The organism is Pigmentiphaga sp. NML030171 (genome assembly GCF_002188635.1).
Classification (GTDB): Bacteria; Pseudomonadota; Gammaproteobacteria; order Burkholderiales; family Burkholderiaceae_B; genus Pigmentiphaga; species Pigmentiphaga daeguensis.
Window position 1 is genome coordinate 256,701 of sequence record NZ_NINX01000039.1, and the last position, 20,859, is coordinate 277,559.

Below are 20,859 nucleotides of genomic sequence, written 5' to 3' on the forward strand. Positions count from 1 at the left end.
AGTTCCGGATCCGGCAGGATCCGCAGGCAAGACCCCGCAGCTTCGGTTGGCGGGGTTTTTTGTTGCCTGCGCGCATCAGGACATCAATCGATGCGGATGTTGGCCGCCTTCACCACGTCGGCGTACTTGCGCAGATCGGCCTCGATCTGGCCGCGGAACTCCGCCGGCGTATTGCCCGATGCGACGATGCCCAGCCCCGCCAGACGCTCCTTTACCTCGGGCTGGAACACCACGGCCCGGATCTCCCGCTGCAGGCGGTCGACGATCGCGGACGGCGTGCCCGCTGGCGCCAGGATACCTATCCACGACGTCACTTCGAACCCCGGCACCGTCTCGGCCACGGTAGGCACGTCCGGCAACGACGCCAGGCGCTGCGCGCTGGACACCGCCACGGCGCGCATCTGGCCGCGCTGGATGAAGGGGTACGCCCCCGCCACGGCCGTATACAGCATGGGCAGCGTCCCGCCGACCACGTCGGCCATGGCCTGGCCGCCGCCCTTGTAGGGAATGTGGACGAAATTGGCGCCCGTGCGCACCCGCAGCAACTCACCCGCCAGGTGCGGCGTGCTGCCGGTGCCGGCGCTGCCATACGAGACGCCGGCCGGGTTGCGCTTGGAGTAGGCGACCAGTGACGCGAAATCGGTCACCGGCAGCGCGGGGTTGGTCACGATGACCAGCGCGGCATCGCCGATCTTGCTGACGGGGGCAAGGTCGCGCAAGGTGTCGAACGGTACCTTGGCATAGACGTGGGGATTGATGACCAGGGTGCCATCGAAACCCACCACCAGCGTGTAGCCATCCGGCGCGGCCGTGGCCGCGAGCTGCGTGCCGATGTTGCCTGAAGCGCCGGGTTTGTTCTCCACCACCACCTGCTGGCCCAGCCGGTGGCCGAGGTGCTCGGCCACGATGCGGGCGCCGGTGTCGGTCACGCCGCCGGGTGCGAACGGCACGATCAGCCGGATCGGCTTGGCCGGGTACGTCTCGGCGCGGACGCTTCCGGCCGCCAGGCAAAGCGCGGCCAGCAAGGGCGCGGAAAATGCGGATAGCCATCGTATCGCCATGTTGTCTCCTCCTCGTGTTGGTCTTGTCGTCAGCCGATCACGCCTTGTCCGCGCAGGCTGGCCAGCCGGTCCGGGGCATAGCCCAGCCAGTCGCCCAGCACGGCGTCGGTCTGGGCACCCAGCCGCGGCGGCGCGCCGAAGGTCGCCGCCGCCGAGCCCGAGAGCTTGACCGGATTGCCCGGCATGCGCAGGGACGTTCCATCCGGCAGCGGCACCTCGGCCACCATGCCGCGCGCCACCACCTGCGGGTCGGCCAGCGCCTGCGCGAAGTCGTTGACCGGGCCGCAGGGAATGCGGGCGGCCTCCAGCCGCGCGAGCCAATGCGCGGTGGGCTGCTTGCGCAGCTCGGCCGAGATGATCTCGTCGATGCGCGCCTTGTCGGCGAAGCGCACCGGCTGCTGGCGATACTCCGGTCGCCGCAGCTCGGGCACGTCGATGAACTCCACGAAGCGCTCGAAGAAGGCGTCGCCGATGCAGGCGATGATGATGTGGCCGTCCGCGGTCGGATAGCAGTTGTAGGGCACGTGTACGAAATGGCCGTTGCCGATGCCCTCGGGAATCTGGCCGGACATGAAGTACATCGTGGCCATGTAGTTCAGCAGCGAAATCTGCACGTCCAGCATGGCGATGTCGACGTGCTGCCCTCTGCCCGTCCGCTCGCGCTCGACCAGGGCCGCCAGCACGCCTATCGCGCCGAAGGTGCCCCCGCCCAGGTCGCCGATGGGGATGCCGCTGCGCATCGGCCCGGTGGCCGGCGTGCCGGTGATCGACATGCCGCCGCCCATGGCCTGCACCACCTGGTCGAACGCCGGACGCTGCGTGGCCGGCCCGGTCTGCCCGAATCCCGTCACCGAGCAGGTGACGATGCGTGGATTGACCTTGGCCAGCGACGCATGATCGATACCCAGCCTTTCGGTCACTCCCACGCTGAAATTGTCGAACACCACGTCGGCGCGCCGCACCAGGTCCAGGAAGATCTCGCGGCCCGCCGGCTGCTTCAGGTCGACGCAGACGCTTTCCTTGTTCCGGTTCAGCGTGACGTAGTAGGCGCCCATGCCGTCGCGCGAATGCTGCGGGTCGTTCTCGAGCAGCCGGCGCGTGCCTTCGCCTCGCCCGGGAGGTTCGACCTTGATCGTGCGGGCGCCCAGGTCGGCCAGCAGCATGGTGCCGTAGGGCCCGGAAAGCATGTGGGTCAGATCCAGCACGGTAATGTGTTCGAGGGCCAATCCGGTATCTCCTTGAAGACGATGCCGGGACACTGCAATCCCCGTGCCATCCGAGGTTTGCGCGCCAAGCCCTTGATCCATCGGCGTTTTCCCGGAATGGCGACTTTGTCCGGACGTTTCATGGAACAATCATGAGACGAACCGTACGTCTTACCAAGACATGACCATGCCTCCCCTTTCCTCGCCTCCGTCCGGCCTGCCGCGCCTGTGCTTCGTCAGCTACCGGCACATCCGCGAACTGGCCATGCCCGTGGTCGCCGAATATGCGCAGCGGGCGCGCATCGAGGTGGTCGACGCCACGTTCGGCGATGCCCTTGCCGTGGCGCAGGACCGGGTCGAGCGCGGCATGGCCGATGCCTTCGTCAGCGCGGGTTCGAACGCCGCCACCCTGCGGGCCGGCCTGCAGGCGCCGGTGGCCACCATCCACCTGGGCGGTTTCGACCTGCTGCAGGCGCTGATCCGGGCGCGCCGGGTCGCCGATCGCGTCGGCGTGGTGATGTACGGCCAGACCATCCCCGAGCTCGACGACGTCAAGGACCTGCTGAACATCGGCATCAGCCAGCACGCCTACCGGACACCGGACGACGCCCGGCGTCGCTTCGAGACGCTGCGCAAGGAGGGATACGAGGTCATCGTCGGTTCCAGCCTGGTGGTGGAACTGGCCGAGCAGGCCGGGCTGCGGGGACTGCTGGCCTATTCCCTGGCCAGCATCCGCAAGGGATTCGACGACGCCCTGGAACTGGCCAGGGTGGCGCGCCTGGAGGCAGGCCGCTACGAGCAGTTGCACAGCGTCCTGCACAACCTGCAGGAAGCCGTGGTGGCGGTCGACCGCGAAGACCGCATCATCGCCATCAACCCGCCCATGCGCCAATTGCTGGGCAAGCCGGACGCGCTCCTGCGGAGGCAGACGCTGGGCGATCTCGAACCAGCGCTTTCCCTGCGCGCCACGCTGGCCAGCGGACGCCAGGAACGGGCCATCGCGCTGCGCTTCGGGCAGCGCGACTGGGTGGTCGACCGCACCCTGATACGGGAACATGGGGACATCGTCGGCGCGGCGCTGACGCTGCATGACGCAAGCGCCATCCAGGCGGCCGACGCCAGCCTGCGCATATTGCAGCGGCGCCAGCAACATACGGCCCGCCATACCTTCGCCAGCCTGGCCGGCCGCAGCCAGGCCATGCGCACCGCCGTCGCCACCGCCCATCGCTACGCGCGCACGGACCTGGGCGTGCTGATCACCGGCGAAAGCGGCGTCGGCAAGGAACTGTTCGCCCAGGCCATCCACAACGAAAGCCGGCGGGCGGGACGCCCCTTCGTGGCCGTGAATTGCGCGTCTTTTCCGGAGTCGCTGCTGGAAAGCGAACTGTTCGGCTACGAGGAAGGCGCCTTCACCGGATCGCGGCGCGGGGGCAAATGCGGCCTGTTCGAGGCGGCCCATACCGGGACGCTGTTCCTGGACGAGATCGGCGACATGCCCATGCCCCTGCAGACCCGGCTGTTGCGGGTGCTGCAGGAACGGGAAATCATGCGCCTGGGCGCGACCGCGCCGCTGCCCATCGACGTGCGGGTAATCGCCGCCACGCACCAGCCGTTGGAGTCATTGATCGAACAGGGCCGGTTCCGGCGCGACCTGTACTACCGCCTCAACATCCTGCGGCTGGCCCTGCCCGCGCTGCGCGAACGCCGGGACGACATCCCGGCGCTCATTCTTCCCATGGCCGACCGTTGCCTGAAACGCCTGGGGTCATCCCTGGACGCGGCCACTGCGCTGGGCCCGTGGATGGATGCGCTGCGCAGCTACCACTGGCCGGGCAACGTGCGCGAGCTGGAGAATCTGGCCGAGCGGATCGCCGTGACGCTGGCGCAGTATGCCGATGCGCGTGACATCCCCCTCGACGCGCTGGTCCATGACTGCCCTGAACTGTTCAATGCAGGCGGGGCCGGTCCGGCCGCCGGGCGCCCGCTGGAGCAGCGCGTGCGCGCGGCATTGGCGCAAGCGGGAGGCCGGCGCGCCGAAGCCGCGCGCCTGCTGGGCGTCAGCCGCTCGACGTTGTGGCGATGGCTGGCCGAGCTCGATCCTGGCGCCGCTCAGGCGCACCCGCATCACGGCTTCCTCCAGGGCCAGGCCGGGCGCGGCGCCGCCATCAACGGGAACGAGTAGCTTCCGGCACACGCGGGCATGGCTGGCGTTGGCTTCGCCATCCCACCAGCCGTTCCGGATCACTGGCAGCAAAAAAGCCCGGCAGGGATGGCTCCCACCGGGCTTTCGCGCACGACGCAGGCGACGATCAGTCGCTCTTGCCCTTGCGCACCCAGGCTTCGAGCTGATACGGCCGGATGCTGTCGTAGTCCTCGAACGGCTGGTGGATCCAAGGATTGGTGGGCAGCTTCTGCACGTAATAGTCGGGCACCACCTTCGAGTGCCCCTTGAACCACAGCACGGCCGTGCGCATTTCCGTGATCGCCGTGAACTGCTGCAGCAGATGCTGGTGCACACGATCGAAGGTCACGCCCGTGTCGACCATGTCGTCGACCAGCAGCACCTTGCCTTCCAGCGTGCCGCGCGTGATCGTGATGAACTGCGCGATGTCCAGGCGGCCCTGCTCCGTGCCGGCCGCCTCGCGGTAGCTGCTGGTGGCCAGGATGCCCAGGGGCACGTCGTAGATGCGCGAGAGCACGTCGCCCACGCGCATGCCGCCGCGGGCCAGGCAGACGATCTGGTCGAACTTCCAGCCCGACTGGTGGACTTGCAGGGCCAGTTGTTCGATGAGCTGGTTGTAGCGGTCCCAGCTGATCCAGAGATCTTTGTCGGTATCTTGCTGCATGGTGTGCGGATGTTGCAAAAAAGCCCCGGATCAACCGGGGCGCCAGGATGGATTCGGGTCCGATCAGGCCTTGAAGGGATGCCTCAGCACGATGGTCTCGGTGCGGTCCGGACCGGTCGACACCAGGTCGATCGGCACGCCGCAGACTTCGGCCATCCGCTCCAGGTAGCGTCGGGCATTGACCGGGAGTTTATCGTATTCGGTCACGCCGACGGTGGATTCGGTCCAGCCGGGCATTTCCTCCAGGACCGGCTCGCTGCTGGCCACGGCCGCCGCCCCATAGGGCAGCACGTCGCGGAACTCGCCGTTGACGCGATAGCCCACGCCCAGCTTGATGGTTTCCAGGCCGTCCAGCACGTCCAGCTTGGTGATGCACAGGCCGGAGATGCCGTTCAGGCGGATCGAGCGCTTGAGCGCGGCGCCGTCGAACCAGCCGCAGCGGCGCGGCCGGCCGGTGACCGAACCGAATTCCTTGCCCACCGACGCCAGGCGCGCGCCGATGTCGTCTTCCAGCTCGGTCGGGAACGGGCCCGAGCCCACGCGCGTGGCATAGGCCTTGGTGATGCCCAGCACGTACTCGAGCTTCTGCGGTCCGACGCCCGATCCCGCCGAGGCGGCCCCGGCCACGCAGTTGCTGCTGGTGACGTAGGGATAGGTACCATGGTCCACGTCCAGCAGCGCGCCCTGCGCGCCTTCGAACAGCAGCTTCTGGCCGCCGGCCGAGGCTTCGTACAGCGCGTTGGCGACGTCGGCCACCATGGGCTTGAGCACCGGAGCCAGCGCCATGGCCTGGTCGCGCACCTGCGCGGCATCCACGGCCTGGGCGCCCAGGTACTGGGTCAGCACGAAGTTGTGGTAGTCCAGCGCCTCTTCCAGCTTGGCATCGAAGGAAGCCGGATCGTACAGGTCCTGGACGCGGATGGCGCGGCGCGCGACCTTGTCCTCGTAGGCGGGGCCGATGCCGCGGCCGGTCGTGCCGATCTTGCCGGCGCCCTTGCGGGCTTCGCGCGCCTGGTCGACGGCGACGTGATACGGCAGGATCAGCGGGCAGGCCTCGGACACGCGCAGGCGCGCCCGCACCTCGACGCCGGCGGCTTCGAGCTCTTCGATTTCGCGCAGCAGCGCCTCGGGCGACAGCACCACGCCGTTGCCGATGTAGCAGGTCATGCCGGGATGCATGATGCCCGAGGGGATCAGGCGCAGGATGGTCTTCTTGCCAGCGATCCACAGGGTGTGGCCGGCATTGTGGCCGCCCTGGAAGCGGACCACCCCTTGGGCGGACTCCGCCAGCCAATCGACGATCTTGCCTTTGCCTTCGTCACCCCACTGGGTGCCGATAACCACGACGTTATTAGCCATGTTGCTTCTGCTTCTCTAAAATCCGCCCGCGACGGGCGTCAGATTGCGGTGGGTGGGGATGGCCGGGCGGCGGTCTCGGCGCTGGCCAGGGGTTCGACCCGCCAGGCGCCGTCGCGCAGCACCAGCTCGCGATCGCAGACGAATTCCTGCTGATCGTGTTCATGTCCGGGCAGGATCTGGACCACGATCTGGCCGGCGGCGCGCAGCGCGCGCACGGCTTCCACCAGACCGGGCTCGAGGCCCCACGGGGCGCGCACCGCCGGACTGGCGGTGGCGGGCGCCAGCAGCCCGGCCAATTCGCGCAGATCCAGGCTGAAGCCCGTGGCCGGACGCGCACGCCCGAATACCCTGCCGACGTCGTCGTAGCGGCCGCCGCGCACGACCGCATTGGGCCAGCCGCCGCAATAGACCGCGAAGACCACGCCGGTGTGATAGTTGAAGCTGCGCACGTCGGCCAGGTCGATGCCGATGTCCACGCCCGGCAGCGCCTTGGCCAGCGAGGCCAGCATGTCCAGCGCCTGGCTGATGCGGGGCAGCGCGGGCAGCGCCGCGCGGGCCTTCTCCAGCACGTCCAGTTCGCCGTACAGCGTCGGCAGCACCTGGAGCGCCTGGGCGGTGGCCGGCGCCAGCCCGGGGCTCAGCGCCGCCAGGCCGGGGATGTCCTTTTCGCGCAGCAGGCCGAAGATCTCGTCGGCGCGGGCCGCCGCGGCCGGATCGGTTTCCAGCAGCGCCCGCACCACGTCCAGGTGGCTGAGGTCGATCCGGTAATCGGCCACGCCGGCGCGGCGGACACTTTCCAGCGCCAGTTGCAGGATTTCGATGTCGGCCTCGGGGCCGGCATGGCCATACAGCTCGGCGCCGATCTGCAGCGGCTCGCGCGTGGCCCAGAGACCGCGCGGCAAGGTGTGCAGCACGCTTCCGCAATAGCACAGGCGGGTGGTGCCGGCCCGGTTGAGCAGGTGCGCGTCGATGCGCGTCACCTGGGGCGTCATGTCGGCCCGGATGCCGAGCGAGCGGCCCGACATCTGGTCCACCAGTTTGAAGGTGTGCAGGTCCATGTCGCCTCCGCTGGCCGACAGCAGCGAGTCGAGGTACTCCACCAGCGGCGGCATGACGAGCTCATAGCCATAGGTGCGGTACAGGTCCAGCAACAAGCGGCGCAATTCTTCTATGCGCCGGGCCTCGGCCGGCAGGATGTCTGCCAGGCTTTCGGGCAACAGCCATTTGCCCATGCGGGGATCTCGCAAACGATTCAATGAAAACGATGGACGAAAAAAAAGCGGCTGCGGGTATGCACACGTGCAAGCCCATCAACCGCTTCTTCCAAGCTTGGGTCGCCCGAATCGCACCAAGTTGGTGCAATGATGAATTCGGACATACCTCTTGGCTTACACGCTATTGTCCGCTCGAATCACGACAAAATCAAGCTTGCGTGGTGCGGGGCCGACGCATTGTTCACGTTCTTCTATCACGTCATTCAAATGTTTTGCTTACGCCCCACGGTGGGGTGCATTTAAATAACGCGGCAGCCCGGACCGATGGGCGGCGCCGCGACGGCGGCGGCCCGGAGGTCCTCTTTCCCGAACCAGCCCCCGGAGACCGCCGTGCCTTCGCCTTCCCCCGCCCTGCCCGACCTGGACGCCTTCCGTCTCAGGCGCTTCCTGGAATCCCTGGACGAGGGTGCCCTGGTGCGCGAGCCCGAAGCGGCCTTGCGCGACGTCGCCGCCATCCTGGAGCGCAGCCCCAAGGCGGTCCTCATCGAACGCCCTGGCGGCGCCGACACGCCGCTGTGCGGCAACGCCGCGGGCAGCCGCGAACGGCTCGCCCTGGCATTCGGCACGACGCCGGCCGAACTGCCCGCCGAAGTGACCCGGCGGCTGCGCAACCGGCCCGAGTTCGTGGAGATCCCGGCGTCCCGGGCCCCCGTCCAGCAGATCGTCCTGCAAGGCGATGACTGCGACCTTACCCGGTTGCCCGTCCACCTACAGCACGGACTGGACGGAGCGCCCTATATTTCCGCCTCCATCGATTTCACGCGGGACCCCGACACCGGCTGGACCAACGTGGGCGTGCGCCGCCTCATGCTGCGCGGCCGCCGCACGGCCGGGATAGACCTGGTCGCGCCGTCGGACCTGCGCGCCCTGTACCTGAAGCAGGCGGGCCGCGGCCAGCGGGTACCCATCGCCTTCGCGGTGGGCTCGAACCCCATCGACCACATCGCCGCCACCATGCGCATTCCCGGCGACGAGCTGGGCCTGCTTTCCAGCCTGCGGGCCGCCCCGCTGCCCGTGGTCAAGTGCGTGACCAACGACCTGCTGGTGCCGGCCGACGCGGAATTCATCATCGAAGGCTATCTGGACGAGGCCGGCCACGTCGAGCCCGAGGGCCCCTACGGCGAGTTCCTGGGCTACTACGGCGTGGTCAAGAAGAATCCGCTGTTCCACGTGACGGCCATCACGCGCCGGCGCGACGCCGTGTTCCAGACCGCCACCATCAGCGGCCCCAACATGGCCTGGACCGATACCGCGCAGCTGAACGCGCTGCGCACCGAAGTGATGATCTGGCGCGCGCTCGAGACCGCGGTGCGGGAAGTGCGCGGCGTCTTCGCCGCGCCGGCCAACGGCGGCATGTTCAACGTGCGCATCGCCTTGCAGCAGCGCGTGCCGGGCGAGGCCCGCAACGCCATCGCCGCGGTGTTCGGCTCGCTCTCGAACGTCAAGCACGTATTCGTGGTCGATCCCGACATCGACATCTTCTCGGATGCGCAGATGGACTGGGCCCTGGGCACCCGATTCCAGGCCGATCGCGACCTGGTGATCCAGACCGGCATGCGCGCCATGCCGCTGGACCCCTCGCTGAACGGCGCCCGCACCGGGGCCAAGGCGGGTTTCGACCTGACCCTGCCCCTGCTCGCCCCGGGCACGCAACGTCCCCTGGAATACCGGGTTCCCGCCGCCCCGCGCTACGAGGGCGCCCGCTTCGCCTCCCTCGAGGAAGCGCTGGAGGACGGCCCCAAGTACTTCGAGGAGCTGATGGCCGCGACCGGCAGCGACGACGGCCGCGAGATCGTGCGCTGGCTGGAGGATACCGCCGGCAAGCGTCCCCTGGCCCGGGATGAAGAAGGCCGCTACCACTTCCGTTGATTTTCCACGGCAAACGACGGGGCGGCGGCACGGCCGACCAGCCCCGCACAGGAGACACGCCATGACCCAACCGCTGAGCCGGCGCCCCGCCGGCCTGGATACCCATCGCCGTACCCTGCTCGCGGCGCTTGCCGCCACGGGGCTGTTCGCCTGCCAGCCGGCGTCCGCCCAGGATGCCGCGACCGATTTCCCGACCAAGCCGATCCGGATCATCTCCCCCCACTCGGCCGGCGGGCTGGGCGATACCTTCGCCCGCTACATCGCTCAGCAACTGTCGGCGACCTTCAACCAGCCCGTGATCGTGGAAAACCGCCCCGGCGCCAGCCAGACCATCGCCGCCGAGACCGTGGCCAAGGCACCGCCCGACGGCTATACGCTGCTGATCGCCACGCAAAGCGCCATGGTGTTCAATCCCCTGCTGCGCAAGCAGCTGCCCTACGATTCGCAGCGGGACTTCACCCCCATCTCCATGCTGTTCGACACGCCCACCTACCTGGTGGTCAACAAGGCCCTGCCCATGCGCACCGTGGCCGACCTCATCGCCGCCGCCAAAGCCTCGCCCGGCAAGTACACCTATGCCTCGCTGGGCTCCGGCAGCTCGCACCATCTGCTGGCGGAAATGTTCAAGAAACAGGCCGGCGTGGACATCCTGCACGTGCCCTACAAGGGCAGCTCCAATGCCAGCACGGACCTGATCGCCGGCCAGGTCGACATGATGTTCGAAGGCGGCGCCTCGTCCCTGCCCCACGTCCGCGCCGGCAAGCTCACGGCGCTGGCCACTTCGGGTGAAAAGCGCACCGAGATCATGCCCGACCTGCCCACGATCAACGAAACGCTGCCAGGCTTCAGCGCCAACGTCTGGTTCGCCCTGTCCGGCCCCGCCGGCATGCCGGCCCCCGTCGTCGCCAAACTGAACCGCGAAGTCGTCCGTATCCTGAAGCAACCCGCCACGCACGACAAATTCGTCGACCTGGGCGTGGAACTGCTGCCCAGCACCCCCCAGGAAATGGCCGACCGCATCCGCACGGAAATCCCCGAATGGCGCGCCGTCGTCAAAGCCGCTGGCATTACTCCTGAGTAGAGGATCCCCCCTACGCGCTGACGCGCGCCCCCCAGGGGGCGGCACTGGCGGACCGGCGGAGCCGGATCCGCTGTGCCCTGGGTCTGGAGACGCTCAGGAAAGAAAAACGGCCTTGCTTGCGTGCAAGGCCGTTTTTATTTTCAACCGAACCGGATGCTAGGCAATATCGCCAGTCCCCGCCAGCCCTTTGGTACCCCAGGATGCGGTGGATCCGGCTTTGCCGGTCCACCCGCATCGCCCCCTGGGGGGCGCCCGGAGGGCGTAGGGGGGGGTCAATTCGCAGCTGGTGATTTCATGAAGCGGAAGAACTCCGAACTCGGGTCCACCACCAGCATGTCGGACTTGGAGCCGAACGAGCTGCGGTAGGCTTCCAGGCTCTTGTAGAAGCGATAGAAGTCGCGGTCCTGGCCGAAGGCCTGCGCGTAGACGGCGGAGGCCTTGGCGTCGCCCTCGCCCTTGATTTCCTGGGCCTTGCGGTAGGCTTCGGCCAGGATGACCTCGCGCTGGCGGTCGGCATCGGCACGGATCTTCTCGCCCTCGGCGGCGCCGATGGAACGCTGCTCGTTGGCCACGCGCTTGCGCTCGGCTTCCATCCGGCGATAGACCGACTCGGAGATCTCGGGCACGAAATCCACGCGCTTGAGACGCACGTCGACGATCTCGACCCCCAGGAGCTTGGCCGCCGCTTCGGTGTTGGTGCGGATCTCCTGCATGATCTTGTCACGCTCCTTGGAGGTGACGTCGTTCACGGTGCGGCGGTTGATCGAGGCATTCAGCGCATCGCGGATCAGCGCCAGCAGGCGCTCCTGCGCCGCACGCTCGTTACCGCCGAAGGTGACGTAGTAGGTGCGCGGATTGGAGATGCGCCACTTCACGAAAGCGTCGATCAGCAGGTTCTTCTTTTCCGAGGTCTGCACCCGCTCGCTGTCGGCGGAGTCGATGGTCAGGATGCGCTTGTCGAACTGCTGCACGTTCTGGAACGGCGGCGGCAGCTTGAAATACAGGCCAGGTTCGTCGATGACTTCCTTGATTTCACCCAGGGCGAAGACGACGGCATAGTTGCGTTCGTTGACGACGAACACGCACGACGACAATACGGCCACCCCCACGAGTAGACCGATTACCGCAGGAATCAAACGGTCCATGCTATTCCTTCTCGATTATCTGTTGCGGTCCCGCGAGCGCAGCGCGTCGCGTCCAGCTTCCGGCAGCACGCTGCCGGCCAGCGGCGGCGGCACGTTCACGGACGAGGAGCCGCTCGCGGCGGACGACGAGCGCGCCCCGGCCGCGGACTCGTGCGACACCTGCTGCATCAGCTTGTCCAGCGGCAGGTACAGCAGGTTGCTGCCGTTGCGCGTGTCCACCAGCACCTTCGAGGTGTTGGTGAAGACCTGCTGCATGGTCTCGAGATAGAGGCGGTCCCGCGTGACCTGCGGCGCCTTCTTGTACTCGGTCAGCACCTGGGAGAAGCGCGCGGCGTCGCCCTCGGCGCTCTCGACGATGCGCTGGCGGTAGGCCTCGGCTTCCTGGATCAGGCGCGACGCGGCGCCCGAGGCGCGGGGAACCACGTCGTTGGCATAGGCCTGGCCTTCGTTGATCTGGCGCTCGCGGTCCTGCCCGGCCTTGACCGCGTCGTCGAACGCGGCCTGCACCTGCTCGGGCGGCTGGGCGTTCTGGATCGCCACGGTGCTGACCAGGACGCCGGTACGGTACAGATCCATGATCTGCTGCATCAGCGCCGCGACTTCCGTGGCCACTTCGGTACGCCCCTCGTACAGCACGAAGTCCATCTTCTTCTTGCCGACGATCTCGCGCATGGCGGTCTCGGCGGCCTGCTTGACCGCTTCGTCGGGACCACGGTTGTTGAAGAGGTAATCGCGCGCGCCCGTTTCCTTCAACCGGTACTGGACCACGAACTGCATGTCGACGATGTTCTCGTCGTCGGTCAGCATCAGGGACTCCTGCAACACCTTGCTGCGCGAGGTATTGCGGAAGCCCACCTCGATGGTGCGCAATTGCGAGAGATTGACGGTCTCGTGGCTCTGGATGGGATACGGCAGGCGCCATTGGAAACCCGCCCGCGTGGTTTCCTTGTACTTGCCGAACTGCGTGATGACGGCGACCTGCCCTTCCTGGACGATGAAGAAGCCCGAGGCGAGCCACAGCAGGGCCACCACGACCACGACGACCAGCAGGCCGACGCCGGTACCCCGCGAGGACGGCGAAAAACGGCCACCGCCGTTGTTGCCGCCGCCGGGAGGCCCCGAGGGCTTGCGGCCGAACAGGCCGCTGAGCCTGCGGTTGAAATCGCGCCACAACTCGTCGAGATCCGGCGGTCCGCCGTTATTGTTGTCCCGTCCGTCGTTCTGTGGACGCCGGGGAGGCTCGTTGCCGGAGCCACCGCCGCTTCCGCGGCCCCAGTTCGAGTCGTTCAGATTGAATATTCGAATTATCGCAGGCAGACGCATCTTTGTAGTAAGCGAAGCGGACGGGCCGAACCCGTCGCCTAGGATCGGGCGTCGGCCGTGGGGCCGACGGACGAAGACAGCGTACGAAAGCGTGGGTCGCTACTATTATTACCTGTGACCACGGGATCTGCCTGTCCGGCCTCGACGATGGCACCCCGCAGTGCATCCAGGCCGGTACGTTCGATCGCGCTGACGAACACTCGCGAGATCGTACCATGCTCGTCGCGCTCGACTCCCGCCTCGTGGCTGCTGCGGTCGATCTTGTTGTAGACCAGGATGCGGGGAATGTCCGCCGCCCCGATCTCCTCCAGGACCTTGTCGACCTCGGCGATCTGTTCGTCGCGCTGGGGGCAGGACGCGTCCACGACATGCAGCAGCAGGTCGGCATGGACGGTTTCCTCGAGCGTGGCCTTGAACGCCGCGATGAGCGTATGCGGCAACTCGCGGATGAAGCCGACGGTGTCGGACACGACCACCGAACCGGCACCCTCGATCCAGATGCGCCGGGTGGTGGTGTCCAGGGTGGCGAAGAGCTGGTCGGCCGCATAGACGTCGGCCCGGGTCAGCGCGTTGAACAGCGTGGACTTGCCGGCGTTGGTATAGCCCACCAGCGAGACCGAGAGCGCCCCGCCCCGCGCGCGCGAACGGCGCTGGGTCTGCCGCTGTCGTTCGAGCTTGTCCAGGCGCTCGCGCAGGTACCGGACCTTGTCGCCGATCATGCGGCGGTCCATTTCCAGCTGGGATTCACCCGGGCCCCGCATGCCTATGCCGCCGCGCTGGCGTTCCAGGTGGGACCACATCCGGGTCAGGCGCGTGGCCAGGTGCTGCAACTGGGCCAGCTCGACCTGGAGCTTGCCTTCGTGGCTATGGGCGCGCAACGCGAAGATGTCCAGGATGAGTGCGACCCGGTCCACCACCCGTATCTTCAGGGCGCGTTCCAGGTTGCGCTGCTGGGCAGGCGTCAGGTTGTGGTTGAACAGGATGATCTCGGCCTGGCCGGCCGCAGCCGCCAGGGCGATTTCTTCCGCCTTGCCCGACCCCACGAAGAGCGCTGCATCAGGACGCGCCCGTCGGGCAATGATGGTGTCGACGATCTGCGCGCCGGCCCCCTTGGCCAGCATGATGAATTCGTCGGTCTGGGCCTGGAACTCGGGCTCGCCGAAGTCCACGCTGACGATCAGCGCGCGCATCAGCGGCCCGTGGTTCTGCCCGGTAGGAGTTGGATTAGTCTGCAGCGGCTTCAACCTGGAAATTGACCGGGCGCGAGGGCACGACGGTCGAAATGGCGTGTTTGTAGACCATTTGTGTCACGGTATTGCGCAGCAGGACCACGTACTGATCGAAGGATTCGATCTGGCCTTGCAGCTTGATGCCGTTGACGAGGTAAATGGAGACGGGTACGTGCTCTTTACGCAGCACGTTAAGGAAGGGGTCTTGTAGCAATTGCCCTTTATTGCTCATTAGTGGGCTCCTGGATGTGTTTTTCTTGGCGGATGCCAACTCTGTTACTGTACCGGGTTTTCCCCAGGGAAACTAGCGAATCTCAAAACTGAGAAGAAGACCGCTTTTTTCCCCAAATCCCATGTGGGGACGCGGTTGCGTTCCCACAAGAGCACGTCCCGGAAGATACTCGGCTACCCCGCCTTGTCGAGATAAGGATTCCTCGAGTTTCTGAACTCGATTCTCAATGGAGTGCCTTCGAGCCGGAAAGTTTCCCGGAACCGGGTTTCGAGGAACCTGCGATACGAATCGGGGATTTCGTCCAGGGCGCTGCCATGGACCACGATCAGCGGCGGATTCTGGCCACCCTGGTGGGCGTAGCGCAGCTTGGGCCGGAAGATTCCCTTGCGCGGCGGTTGCTGCTGCTCGACCGCGGCCTGCAGCGTGCGGGTCAGCTTGGGCGTGGAAAGCTTGGCGAAGGCCGCCGCATGGGCCGACTCGATGGACTTGAGCAGCGGCCCGATGCCGGCGCCGCGCAGCGCCGAAACCGTATGCATCTTGGCGAACGACAGGAAGCGCAGCTTGCGTTCGAACTCCCGCTTGATCTCGTCGCGGCGCTCGCTGTCGGCGCGGTCCCACTTGTTGATCGCCACCACCAGCGCGCGCCCGGTCTCCAGCACGAAACCGGCGATGTGGGCGTCCTGCTCGGAGATTTCCGCGCTGGCGTCCAGCATCAGCAGCACGACGTTGCTGGCCTCGATCGCCTGCAGCGTCTTGATGACGGAGAATTTCTCGATCGCCTCGAACACCTTGCCGCGCTTGCGCAGTCCGGCGGTGTCGATCAGGGTGTAGCGGCGCCCGCCCCGCTCGAACTCGATCTCGATGGCGTCGCGGGTGGTGCCCGGCTGGTCGAAGGCGATGACCCGCTCCTCGCCCAGCAGCGTATTCACGAGCGTGGACTTGCCGACGTTCGGACGCCCGACGATGGCGAGCTTGATGCGGTGGTCGATGGCGTCGACCGGCGAGAAGGCTTCCTCGTCCGTTTGCCGGGCCGTTTCGGCGGCTTCGTCGTCGTCCACCTCGGGCGCCGTCTCGACCAGGCCTCGCAGCGCCTCCTCGATCATGTCCACCACGCCGTCGCCATGGGCGGACGAAATCGCGTGCGGCTCGCCCAGCCCCAGTTCGTAGAACTCGGCCGCGGCGGCGGCGCGCGACATGCCTTCCACCTTGTTGACCGCCAGCAGCACCTTGCGTCCGGAACGGCGCAGGCGCTCGGCGATCTCGCGGTCATGGCCGGTCAGGCCCACGCGTCCGTCGGTCAGGAACACGATGGCGTCGGCCTCGTCCACCGCCTGCACGGTCTGCTTGGCCATCTCGGCCATGATGCCGTTCTTGGCCACCGGCTCGAAACCACCGGTGTCCACGACGATGAAGGGATGATCCCCCACCCTGCCCTCGCCATAGTGGCGATCGCGCGTGAGCCCGGGGAAATCGGCCACGAGCGCGTCGCGCGAGCGGGTCAGCCGGTTGAACAACGTGGATTTGCCCACGTTGGGCCGTCCCACCAGGACGACCACCGGTTTGAAGACAGCGGGTTTCATCGTCGAAAAGCCTTGCTCATTGACCGACATTGATCAGGGTCAGATTACCCTTGGAAGTCTGCACCAGCACCCCGCGGTCGGTCGCCACGGGCTGGGAAAGAATGGCGCTGCCGTCGGTGGCGATGCGCGCCAGCAGGGTGCCGTCCTCGCGTTGCAGGAAATGCACGTAGCCCTGGTAGTCGCCCAGGGCGATGGCGCGGCCCACCGAGGCCGGCGCGGTCAGGCCGCGGTTCTGCAGCACGTCCTGTTTCCAAATGTTCGCGCCGCTGTCCAGGGCGAAGCCGAAGACCACGCTGCGGTCGTTCGCCGCATAGGCGAAGCGCACGTCGGCGGTCAGGCCGGTCACGCTGGAGAACTCGCGGGACCAGGTCGAATTGCCCGACCCCACGTCGAAGCAGTTGATGCGGCCCTGGTAGGTGACGGCGCACAGTTGGCGGCCCGAGATGACCGGCGCGCCGACCACGTCGGCCACGCGCTCGAGTTCGCTCGCGCCGCTGGGGTTGGCGACCGTGCCTTCCCAGCGCACCGCGCCGCTGTTCGTGGCGATGGCGATCAGCTTGCCGCCCGGCAGGCCGGTGAAGATATAGCCGCCGGACAGCAACATTTCGCCCGGCGCGCGCAGGGCCAGGGCCGGGCCCGGACGCTGGACGCTCCAGCGGCGCTTGCCGCTCTCGGCGTCGTACGCCTGGATGCGGTAGTCGCCGCTGCGCACCACCACCAGGCCCTCGCCCACCAGGGGCGGAATGGTGATCTCGCTGGAAGCCTGGGCGCGCCATTTGATCGCGCCGGTATCGTCAAAGGCGATCACTTCGCCGCGCGGCGTCGCGACCGCCGTCACGCGGCCGTCGCTGCCCACGCCCGCGGACAAATCTGTCTTGGCCGAGGAGCGCCAGATCTCGGCACCAGTGGCCAGCGCGTATTTGCCGACCGAACCGTTGCCCGTGGCGGCGTAGACCGCGTCGCCGACGACCACGGGCACGAAGCCCACGCCGCCCTTGCTGCCCACCGACACCGACCAGCCGCTGCTGACCGGCAGCGTGGCGTTGAAGTTGGTGAGCGGAGCCGGCGGATACCGCGGCTTCTCGCTCGAGAACAGGGAACATCCGGCCAGGGCCAGCACTGCCGCCAGCGCGGCGGCGCGGCGCAGGTGGCGCCAGCCCAGGCGCTCGCCGGTAAAGCCGTTATGCAACGTCATCAAGCGCCTCCCAGGGCATCGAGTTTCAGTTGGATGGACGAGCGCAGGTCGGTCGACGCGTCGAGCTTGGCCAGCGCCTCTTCATAGGCCTTGCGCGCCTCGTCCCGCTTGCCCTGCCCGGCCAGCACGTCGCCCCGGCGGTCGGCGTACAGCGCGGCAAAGGATGCGGGCGGCTGCGGCGCCAGCACACCCAGCGCCTCGTCGTAGCTCTTCTCGTCCAGCAGCAGGCCCGCCAGCCGCAGGCGGGCCACGGCGGCCAGGGCCTCGTCGCCGCTGCGATCGGCCACCCATTGCAACTGGGCGCGGGCCGAGCGGGCGTCGCCGGCTTTTTCATAGGCATGGGCGGCCAGCAGCGCGGCGCGCGGGGCGTAGCCCGTGCCGGAATACTGTTCCAGGATGGTGCCGGCGGCATCCTTGACGCGAGTCAGGTCGCCCGCCTCGGCTGCTTTCTCCAGGGCCTCGAACTGCGCCAGGGCGTTCGCGGCCTGGTTGCGCTGGTACCACTGCCAGCCGTTCCAGGCGGCCGCGGCCAGCAGCACGATGGTCGCCACGGCAAGGATGAAGTTACCGTACTTCGCCCACCATGCCTTGAGGGATTCCAGTTGTTCCTGTTCTTCGATGTCGTAGGCCATTTATGCCCCGGTTGATGTGGTGATCGCAAGAGTAGTGGCGGGCCGGCCGGCGGCCCGTGCGGACTCCGAGAGCCGCAAGATTAACGGATTCGGCGCCGATTCGTATCCGGGCCCGCGCGCACGGCTATTCAGGGCCGCCCGCCCGGACCAGTTCCTCTACCAGGAAAGCCGGCAGCTCGGCCATGGCGACGCGGCGCTGGGCCACGCCCTCGGCCCGCAGCGCCTTGACGCTGGCCGCGCCTTCGGCCATTTCGTCCTCGCCCAGGATGACGGCGTATTCCGCCCCGCTGCCGTCGGCGCGCTTCATCTGCGACTTGAAGCTGCCGCCGCCGCAGTGCAGGACGACGTCCAGGCCCGCATCGCGCAGGTCCTCGGCCAGCCGCATCGCCGCGCGCGCCGCGGGCTCGCCCTGGTGCAACACATAGACGTCGCACTCGGGCTGCGGTTCCGCGGGCTGCGCCTGGGACCACAGGTCCAGCAGGCGCTCGACGCCGATGGCGAAGCCCACGGCCGGCGTCGGCTTGCCGCCCAGCAGCGAAACCAGGCCGTCGTAGCGGCCACCGCCGCACACCGTGCCCTGGGCGCCCAGGCGATCGGTCACCCACTCGAACACGGTCAGGTTGTAGTAGTCCAGGCCCCGCACCAGCCGGGGGTTCACCCGGTAGGCGATGCCCGCATCCTCGAGCCGCTGGCGCACGCCGTCGAAATGGGCCCGCGAGGCCTCGCCCAGGTAGTCCAGCAGGCGCGGCGCGTTGTCGGCCATCTCCTGCAAGGCCGGATTCTTGGTATCCAGGACGCGCAGCGGATTCGTGTACAGCCGGCGCTGGCCGTCCTCGTCCAGCTGGTCCTTGAACCCTTCCAGGTAGGTGATCAAGGCCTGCCGGTGCGCCAGGCGCTCCTCGGCCGAGCCCAGCGAATTGATCTCCAGCCGGATGTCCGTCAGGCCCAGGATCTTCCAGAGCCGCGCCAGCATCAGGATCAGCTCGACGTCGACGTCCGGCCCGGCAAAACCCAGGGCTTCCACGTCGATCTGGTGGAACTGGCGGTAGCGGCCGCGCTGCGGGCGTTCATGGCGGAATACCGGCCCGATCGCGAACACCCGCTGGGGCCGGTCGTAGGTCAGGTTGTGCTCGATGGTGGCGCGCACCATGCCCGCGGTGAACTCAGGACGCATCGTCAGCGACTCGCCGTTCAGCGAATCGGTGAAGCTGTACATCTCTTTCTCGACGATGTCGGTGACTTCGCCGATCCCGCGCGTGAAAAGCCGCGTCTGTTCGAGCACGGGGGTGCGCAGGTTGCGGTAGCCATAGCTGCGCAGCCACTCGCGCACCAGCGACTCCAGCCGCTCCCACTGGCCCGAATCGGCCGGCAGGATGTCGTTCATGCCGCGGATCGCGGTCACTTTCTTGAAACTATTCATGTAGGTCCCCCCCCTACGCGCTTCGCGCGCCCCCCCCGGGGGGCGGCACTGGCGGACCGGCGGAGCCGGATCCGCTGTGCCCTGGATTGCCGTCCAGGGGCTGCTAGGGGTGTAAAGGTTATCTCTTGCTGTAGCGATTCTCGACGTAGCTTTCCACCAATGCCTGGAACTCCCGGGCGATGTGTTCGCCCTTGAGCGTGACCGAGCGCTGGCCGTCGATGAAGACCGGCGCGACCGGCTGCTCGCCCGTGCCCGGCAGGCTGATGCCGATGTCCGCGAACTTGCTCTCGCCCGGGCCGTTGACCACGCAGCCCATGACCGCGACGTGCAGGTTCTCGGCACCCGGGTATTTCAGGCGCCACACGGGCATCTGCGCGCGCAGGTAGCTCTGGATGTCGGCGGCCAGTTCCTGGAACACCGTGCTGCTGGTCCGGCCGCAGCCCGGACAGGCGACGACCACCGGCGCGAAGGCGCGCAGGCCCAGGCTTTGCAGGATCTCCTGGGCCACCACGACCTCGCGGGCACGGTCGCCGTTGGGCTCCGGCGTCAGCGATACGCGGATCGTATCGCCTATACCCTCCTGCAGCAGGATGCCCATCGCCGCGGTCGAGGCCACGATGCCCTTGCTGCCCATGCCCGCCTCGGTCAATCCCAGGTGCAGCGGGTAGTCGCAGCGGCGCGAGATGTCGCGGTAGACCGCGATCAGGTCCTGGGCGTTGCTGACCTTGCACGACAGGATGATGCGGTCGCCCGGCAGGCCCAGTTCCTCGGCGCGCCGGGCATTGTCGATCGCGGATACCACCAGCGCGTCGCGCATCACGGACTGGGCATCCCAGGGCCGCGCCCGGCGGCCGTTCTCGTCCATCATGCGGGCCAGCAGGTCCTGGTCCAGGCTGCCCCAGTTCACGCCTATGCGCACCGGTTTCTCGTGGCGGCAGGCCACCTCGATCATCTGCGCGAAATTGTCGTCGCGCTTCTTCCCCGCGCCCATGTTCCCGGGGTTGATGCGGTACTTGGACAGCGCCTGCGCGCACTCCGGATACTGGGTCAGCAGCTTGTGGCCGTTGTAGTGGAAATCGCCCACCAGCGGCACATCCACGCCCATGCGGTCGAGCTGCTCGCGTATCGCGGGCACCTCGCGGGCCGCCTCGGCGGTATTCACGGTGATACGCACCACCTCGGAGCCGGCCAGGGCCAGCTCCTTGACCTGGATCGCGGTGGCGATGGCGTCGGCCGTGTCCGTGTTGGTCATGGACTGCACCATGACCGGCGCATCGCCGCCGACGGCGACCGACTTGCCTTCCCAGGAGATGCGGACCTGGCGCGTGGGCCGGCGGGCCGCCGGGCCGGCGGGGAACGGCTCGGCCTCGGCGTTGGCGGTCGTGGACGGACTAGGATTCATGATGCG

At 67.5% G+C, this 20,859-nt stretch carries 17 protein-coding genes; 3 read left to right on the plus strand and 14 right to left on the minus strand.

What is annotated here, in order from left to right; genetic code table 11:
• Positions 1-83: 83 nt before the first annotated feature.
• Positions 84-1,061, minus strand: a complete 978-nt coding sequence (locus CDO46_RS19880; RefSeq protein WP_087840196.1) for a tripartite tricarboxylate transporter substrate binding protein — start codon at positions 1,059-1,061, stop codon at positions 84-86.
• Between the two features lie 29 nt (positions 1,062-1,090).
• Positions 1,091-2,287, minus strand: coding sequence for a CaiB/BaiF CoA-transferase family protein (locus CDO46_RS19885; RefSeq protein WP_087840197.1), 1,197 nt, complete (start codon positions 2,285-2,287; stop codon positions 1,091-1,093).
• Positions 2,288-2,453: 166 nt separating this feature from the next.
• Between CDO46_RS19885 and prpR the strand changes: the two genes are divergently transcribed.
• A complete protein-coding gene (prpR, locus tag CDO46_RS19890; RefSeq protein WP_087840292.1) occupies positions 2,454-4,448 on the plus strand; it encodes a propionate catabolism operon regulatory protein PrpR in 1,995 nt (664 codons plus the stop codon).
• 127 nt (positions 4,449-4,575) lie between these two features.
• Here the strand turns inward: prpR and CDO46_RS19895 are convergent, their stop codons facing one another.
• The 3 genes from CDO46_RS19895 to CDO46_RS19905 all read right to left on the minus strand — a co-directional run bounded on the left by CDO46_RS19895 (position 4,576) and on the right by CDO46_RS19905 (position 7,703).
• Positions 4,576-5,112 carry a phosphoribosyltransferase gene (locus CDO46_RS19895; RefSeq protein WP_087840198.1) on the minus strand — a complete coding sequence of 179 codons (537 nt, stop codon included), beginning with the start codon at positions 5,110-5,112 and terminating at the stop codon, positions 4,576-4,578.
• Positions 5,113-5,175: 63 nt separating this feature from the next.
• On the minus strand, positions 5,176-6,471 hold the full coding sequence (locus CDO46_RS19900; RefSeq protein ID WP_087840199.1) for an adenylosuccinate synthase: 1,296 nt from the start codon (positions 6,469-6,471) through the stop codon (positions 5,176-5,178).
• Between the two features lie 38 nt (positions 6,472-6,509).
• Positions 6,510-7,703, minus strand: a complete 1,194-nt coding sequence (locus CDO46_RS19905; RefSeq protein WP_087840200.1) for an ATP phosphoribosyltransferase regulatory subunit — start codon at positions 7,701-7,703, stop codon at positions 6,510-6,512.
• Positions 7,704-8,075: 372 nt separating this feature from the next.
• Between CDO46_RS19905 and CDO46_RS19910 the strand changes: the two genes are divergently transcribed.
• Both CDO46_RS19910 and CDO46_RS19915 read left to right on the plus strand, forming a co-directional pair.
• Positions 8,076-9,614 (plus strand): UbiD family decarboxylase, encoded by a 1,539-nt coding sequence (locus CDO46_RS19910; protein WP_254914642.1) that lies wholly within the window; start codon positions 8,076-8,078, stop codon positions 9,612-9,614.
• A gap of 61 nt (positions 9,615-9,675) precedes the next feature.
• Positions 9,676-10,695, plus strand: coding sequence for a tripartite tricarboxylate transporter substrate binding protein (locus CDO46_RS19915; protein WP_165962995.1), 1,020 nt, complete (start codon positions 9,676-9,678; stop codon positions 10,693-10,695).
• Positions 10,696-10,967: 272 nt separating this feature from the next.
• On the opposite strand, the gene hflC is transcribed toward CDO46_RS19915, so the two are convergent.
• The 9 genes from hflC to ispG all read right to left on the minus strand — a co-directional run bounded on the left by hflC (position 10,968) and on the right by ispG (position 20,853).
• Positions 10,968-11,840, minus strand: a complete 873-nt coding sequence (gene hflC / locus CDO46_RS19920) for a protease modulator HflC (RefSeq protein WP_087840203.1) — start codon at positions 11,838-11,840, stop codon at positions 10,968-10,970.
• Positions 11,841-11,855: 15 nt separating this feature from the next.
• Complete coding sequence (gene hflK / locus CDO46_RS19925; RefSeq protein WP_087840293.1) at positions 11,856-13,157, minus strand: FtsH protease activity modulator HflK; 1,302 nt, start codon at positions 13,155-13,157, stop codon at positions 11,856-11,858.
• Positions 13,158-13,201: 44 nt separating this feature from the next.
• Positions 13,202-14,353 carry a GTPase HflX gene (hflX, locus tag CDO46_RS19930; protein ID WP_087840204.1) on the minus strand — a complete coding sequence of 384 codons (1,152 nt, stop codon included), beginning with the start codon at positions 14,351-14,353 and terminating at the stop codon, positions 13,202-13,204.
• Between the two features lie 34 nt (positions 14,354-14,387).
• Positions 14,388-14,624, minus strand: a complete 237-nt coding sequence (hfq, locus tag CDO46_RS19935; RefSeq protein WP_087780232.1) for an RNA chaperone Hfq — start codon at positions 14,622-14,624, stop codon at positions 14,388-14,390.
• 173 nt (positions 14,625-14,797) lie between these two features.
• Positions 14,798-16,204 carry a ribosome biogenesis GTPase Der gene (gene der / locus CDO46_RS19940; RefSeq protein WP_087840205.1) on the minus strand — a complete coding sequence of 469 codons (1,407 nt, stop codon included), beginning with the start codon at positions 16,202-16,204 and terminating at the stop codon, positions 14,798-14,800.
• A gap of 16 nt (positions 16,205-16,220) precedes the next feature.
• The gene (bamB, locus tag CDO46_RS19945) at positions 16,221-17,399 is read right to left on the minus strand and encodes an outer membrane protein assembly factor BamB (RefSeq protein ID WP_087840206.1); all 1,179 of its coding nucleotides are present in this window, start codon (positions 17,397-17,399) and stop codon (positions 16,221-16,223) included.
• Positions 17,399-18,031, minus strand: coding sequence for a tetratricopeptide repeat protein (locus CDO46_RS19950; RefSeq protein WP_087840207.1), 633 nt, complete (start codon positions 18,029-18,031; stop codon positions 17,399-17,401). Before CDO46_RS19950 ends, bamB begins: the two co-directional genes overlap by 1 nt.
• Positions 18,032-18,155: 124 nt before the next feature.
• A complete protein-coding gene (gene hisS / locus CDO46_RS19955; RefSeq protein ID WP_087840208.1) occupies positions 18,156-19,451 on the minus strand; it encodes a histidine--tRNA ligase in 1,296 nt (431 codons plus the stop codon).
• A 118-nt stretch (positions 19,452-19,569) separates the two neighbouring features.
• The gene (gene ispG, locus CDO46_RS19960) at positions 19,570-20,853 is read right to left on the minus strand and encodes a flavodoxin-dependent (E)-4-hydroxy-3-methylbut-2-enyl-diphosphate synthase (RefSeq protein ID WP_087840209.1); all 1,284 of its coding nucleotides are present in this window, start codon (positions 20,851-20,853) and stop codon (positions 19,570-19,572) included.
• Positions 20,854-20,859 lie beyond the last annotated feature (6 nt).

Bases quoted from the DNA above. Each gene is read 5' to 3' on its own strand.
- ispG (WP_087840209.1), bottom strand. From the start codon at position 20,853: ATGAATCCTAGTCCGTCCACGACCGCCAACGCCGAGGCCGAGCCGTTC.
- prpR (WP_087840292.1), top strand. From the start codon at position 2,454: ATGCCTCCCCTTTCCTCGCCTCCGTCCGGCCTGCCGCGCCTGTGCTTC.
- CDO46_RS19950 (WP_087840207.1), bottom strand. From the start codon at position 18,031: ATGGCCTACGACATCGAAGAACAGGAACAACTGGAATCCCTCAAGGCA.
- hfq (WP_087780232.1), bottom strand. From the start codon at position 14,624: ATGAGCAATAAAGGGCAATTGCTACAAGACCCCTTCCTTAACGTGCTG.
- bamB (WP_087840206.1), bottom strand. From the start codon at position 17,399: ATGACGTTGCATAACGGCTTTACCGGCGAGCGCCTGGGCTGGCGCCAC.
- hflX (WP_087840204.1), bottom strand. From the start codon at position 14,353: ATGCGCGCGCTGATCGTCAGCGTGGACTTCGGCGAGCCCGAGTTCCAG.
- hflC (WP_087840203.1), bottom strand. From the start codon at position 11,840: ATGGACCGTTTGATTCCTGCGGTAATCGGTCTACTCGTGGGGGTGGCC.
- CDO46_RS19905 (WP_087840200.1), bottom strand. From the start codon at position 7,703: ATGGGCAAATGGCTGTTGCCCGAAAGCCTGGCAGACATCCTGCCGGCC.
- CDO46_RS19900 (WP_087840199.1), bottom strand. From the start codon at position 6,471: ATGGCTAATAACGTCGTGGTTATCGGCACCCAGTGGGGTGACGAAGGC.
- CDO46_RS19880 (WP_087840196.1), bottom strand. From the start codon at position 1,061: ATGGCGATACGATGGCTATCCGCATTTTCCGCGCCCTTGCTGGCCGCG.
- hisS (WP_087840208.1), bottom strand. From the start codon at position 19,451: ATGAATAGTTTCAAGAAAGTGACCGCGATCCGCGGCATGAACGACATC.
- CDO46_RS19895 (WP_087840198.1), bottom strand. From the start codon at position 5,112: ATGCAGCAAGATACCGACAAAGATCTCTGGATCAGCTGGGACCGCTAC.
- der (WP_087840205.1), bottom strand. From the start codon at position 16,204: ATGAAACCCGCTGTCTTCAAACCGGTGGTCGTCCTGGTGGGACGGCCC.
- CDO46_RS19915 (WP_165962995.1), top strand. From the start codon at position 9,676: ATGACCCAACCGCTGAGCCGGCGCCCCGCCGGCCTGGATACCCATCGC.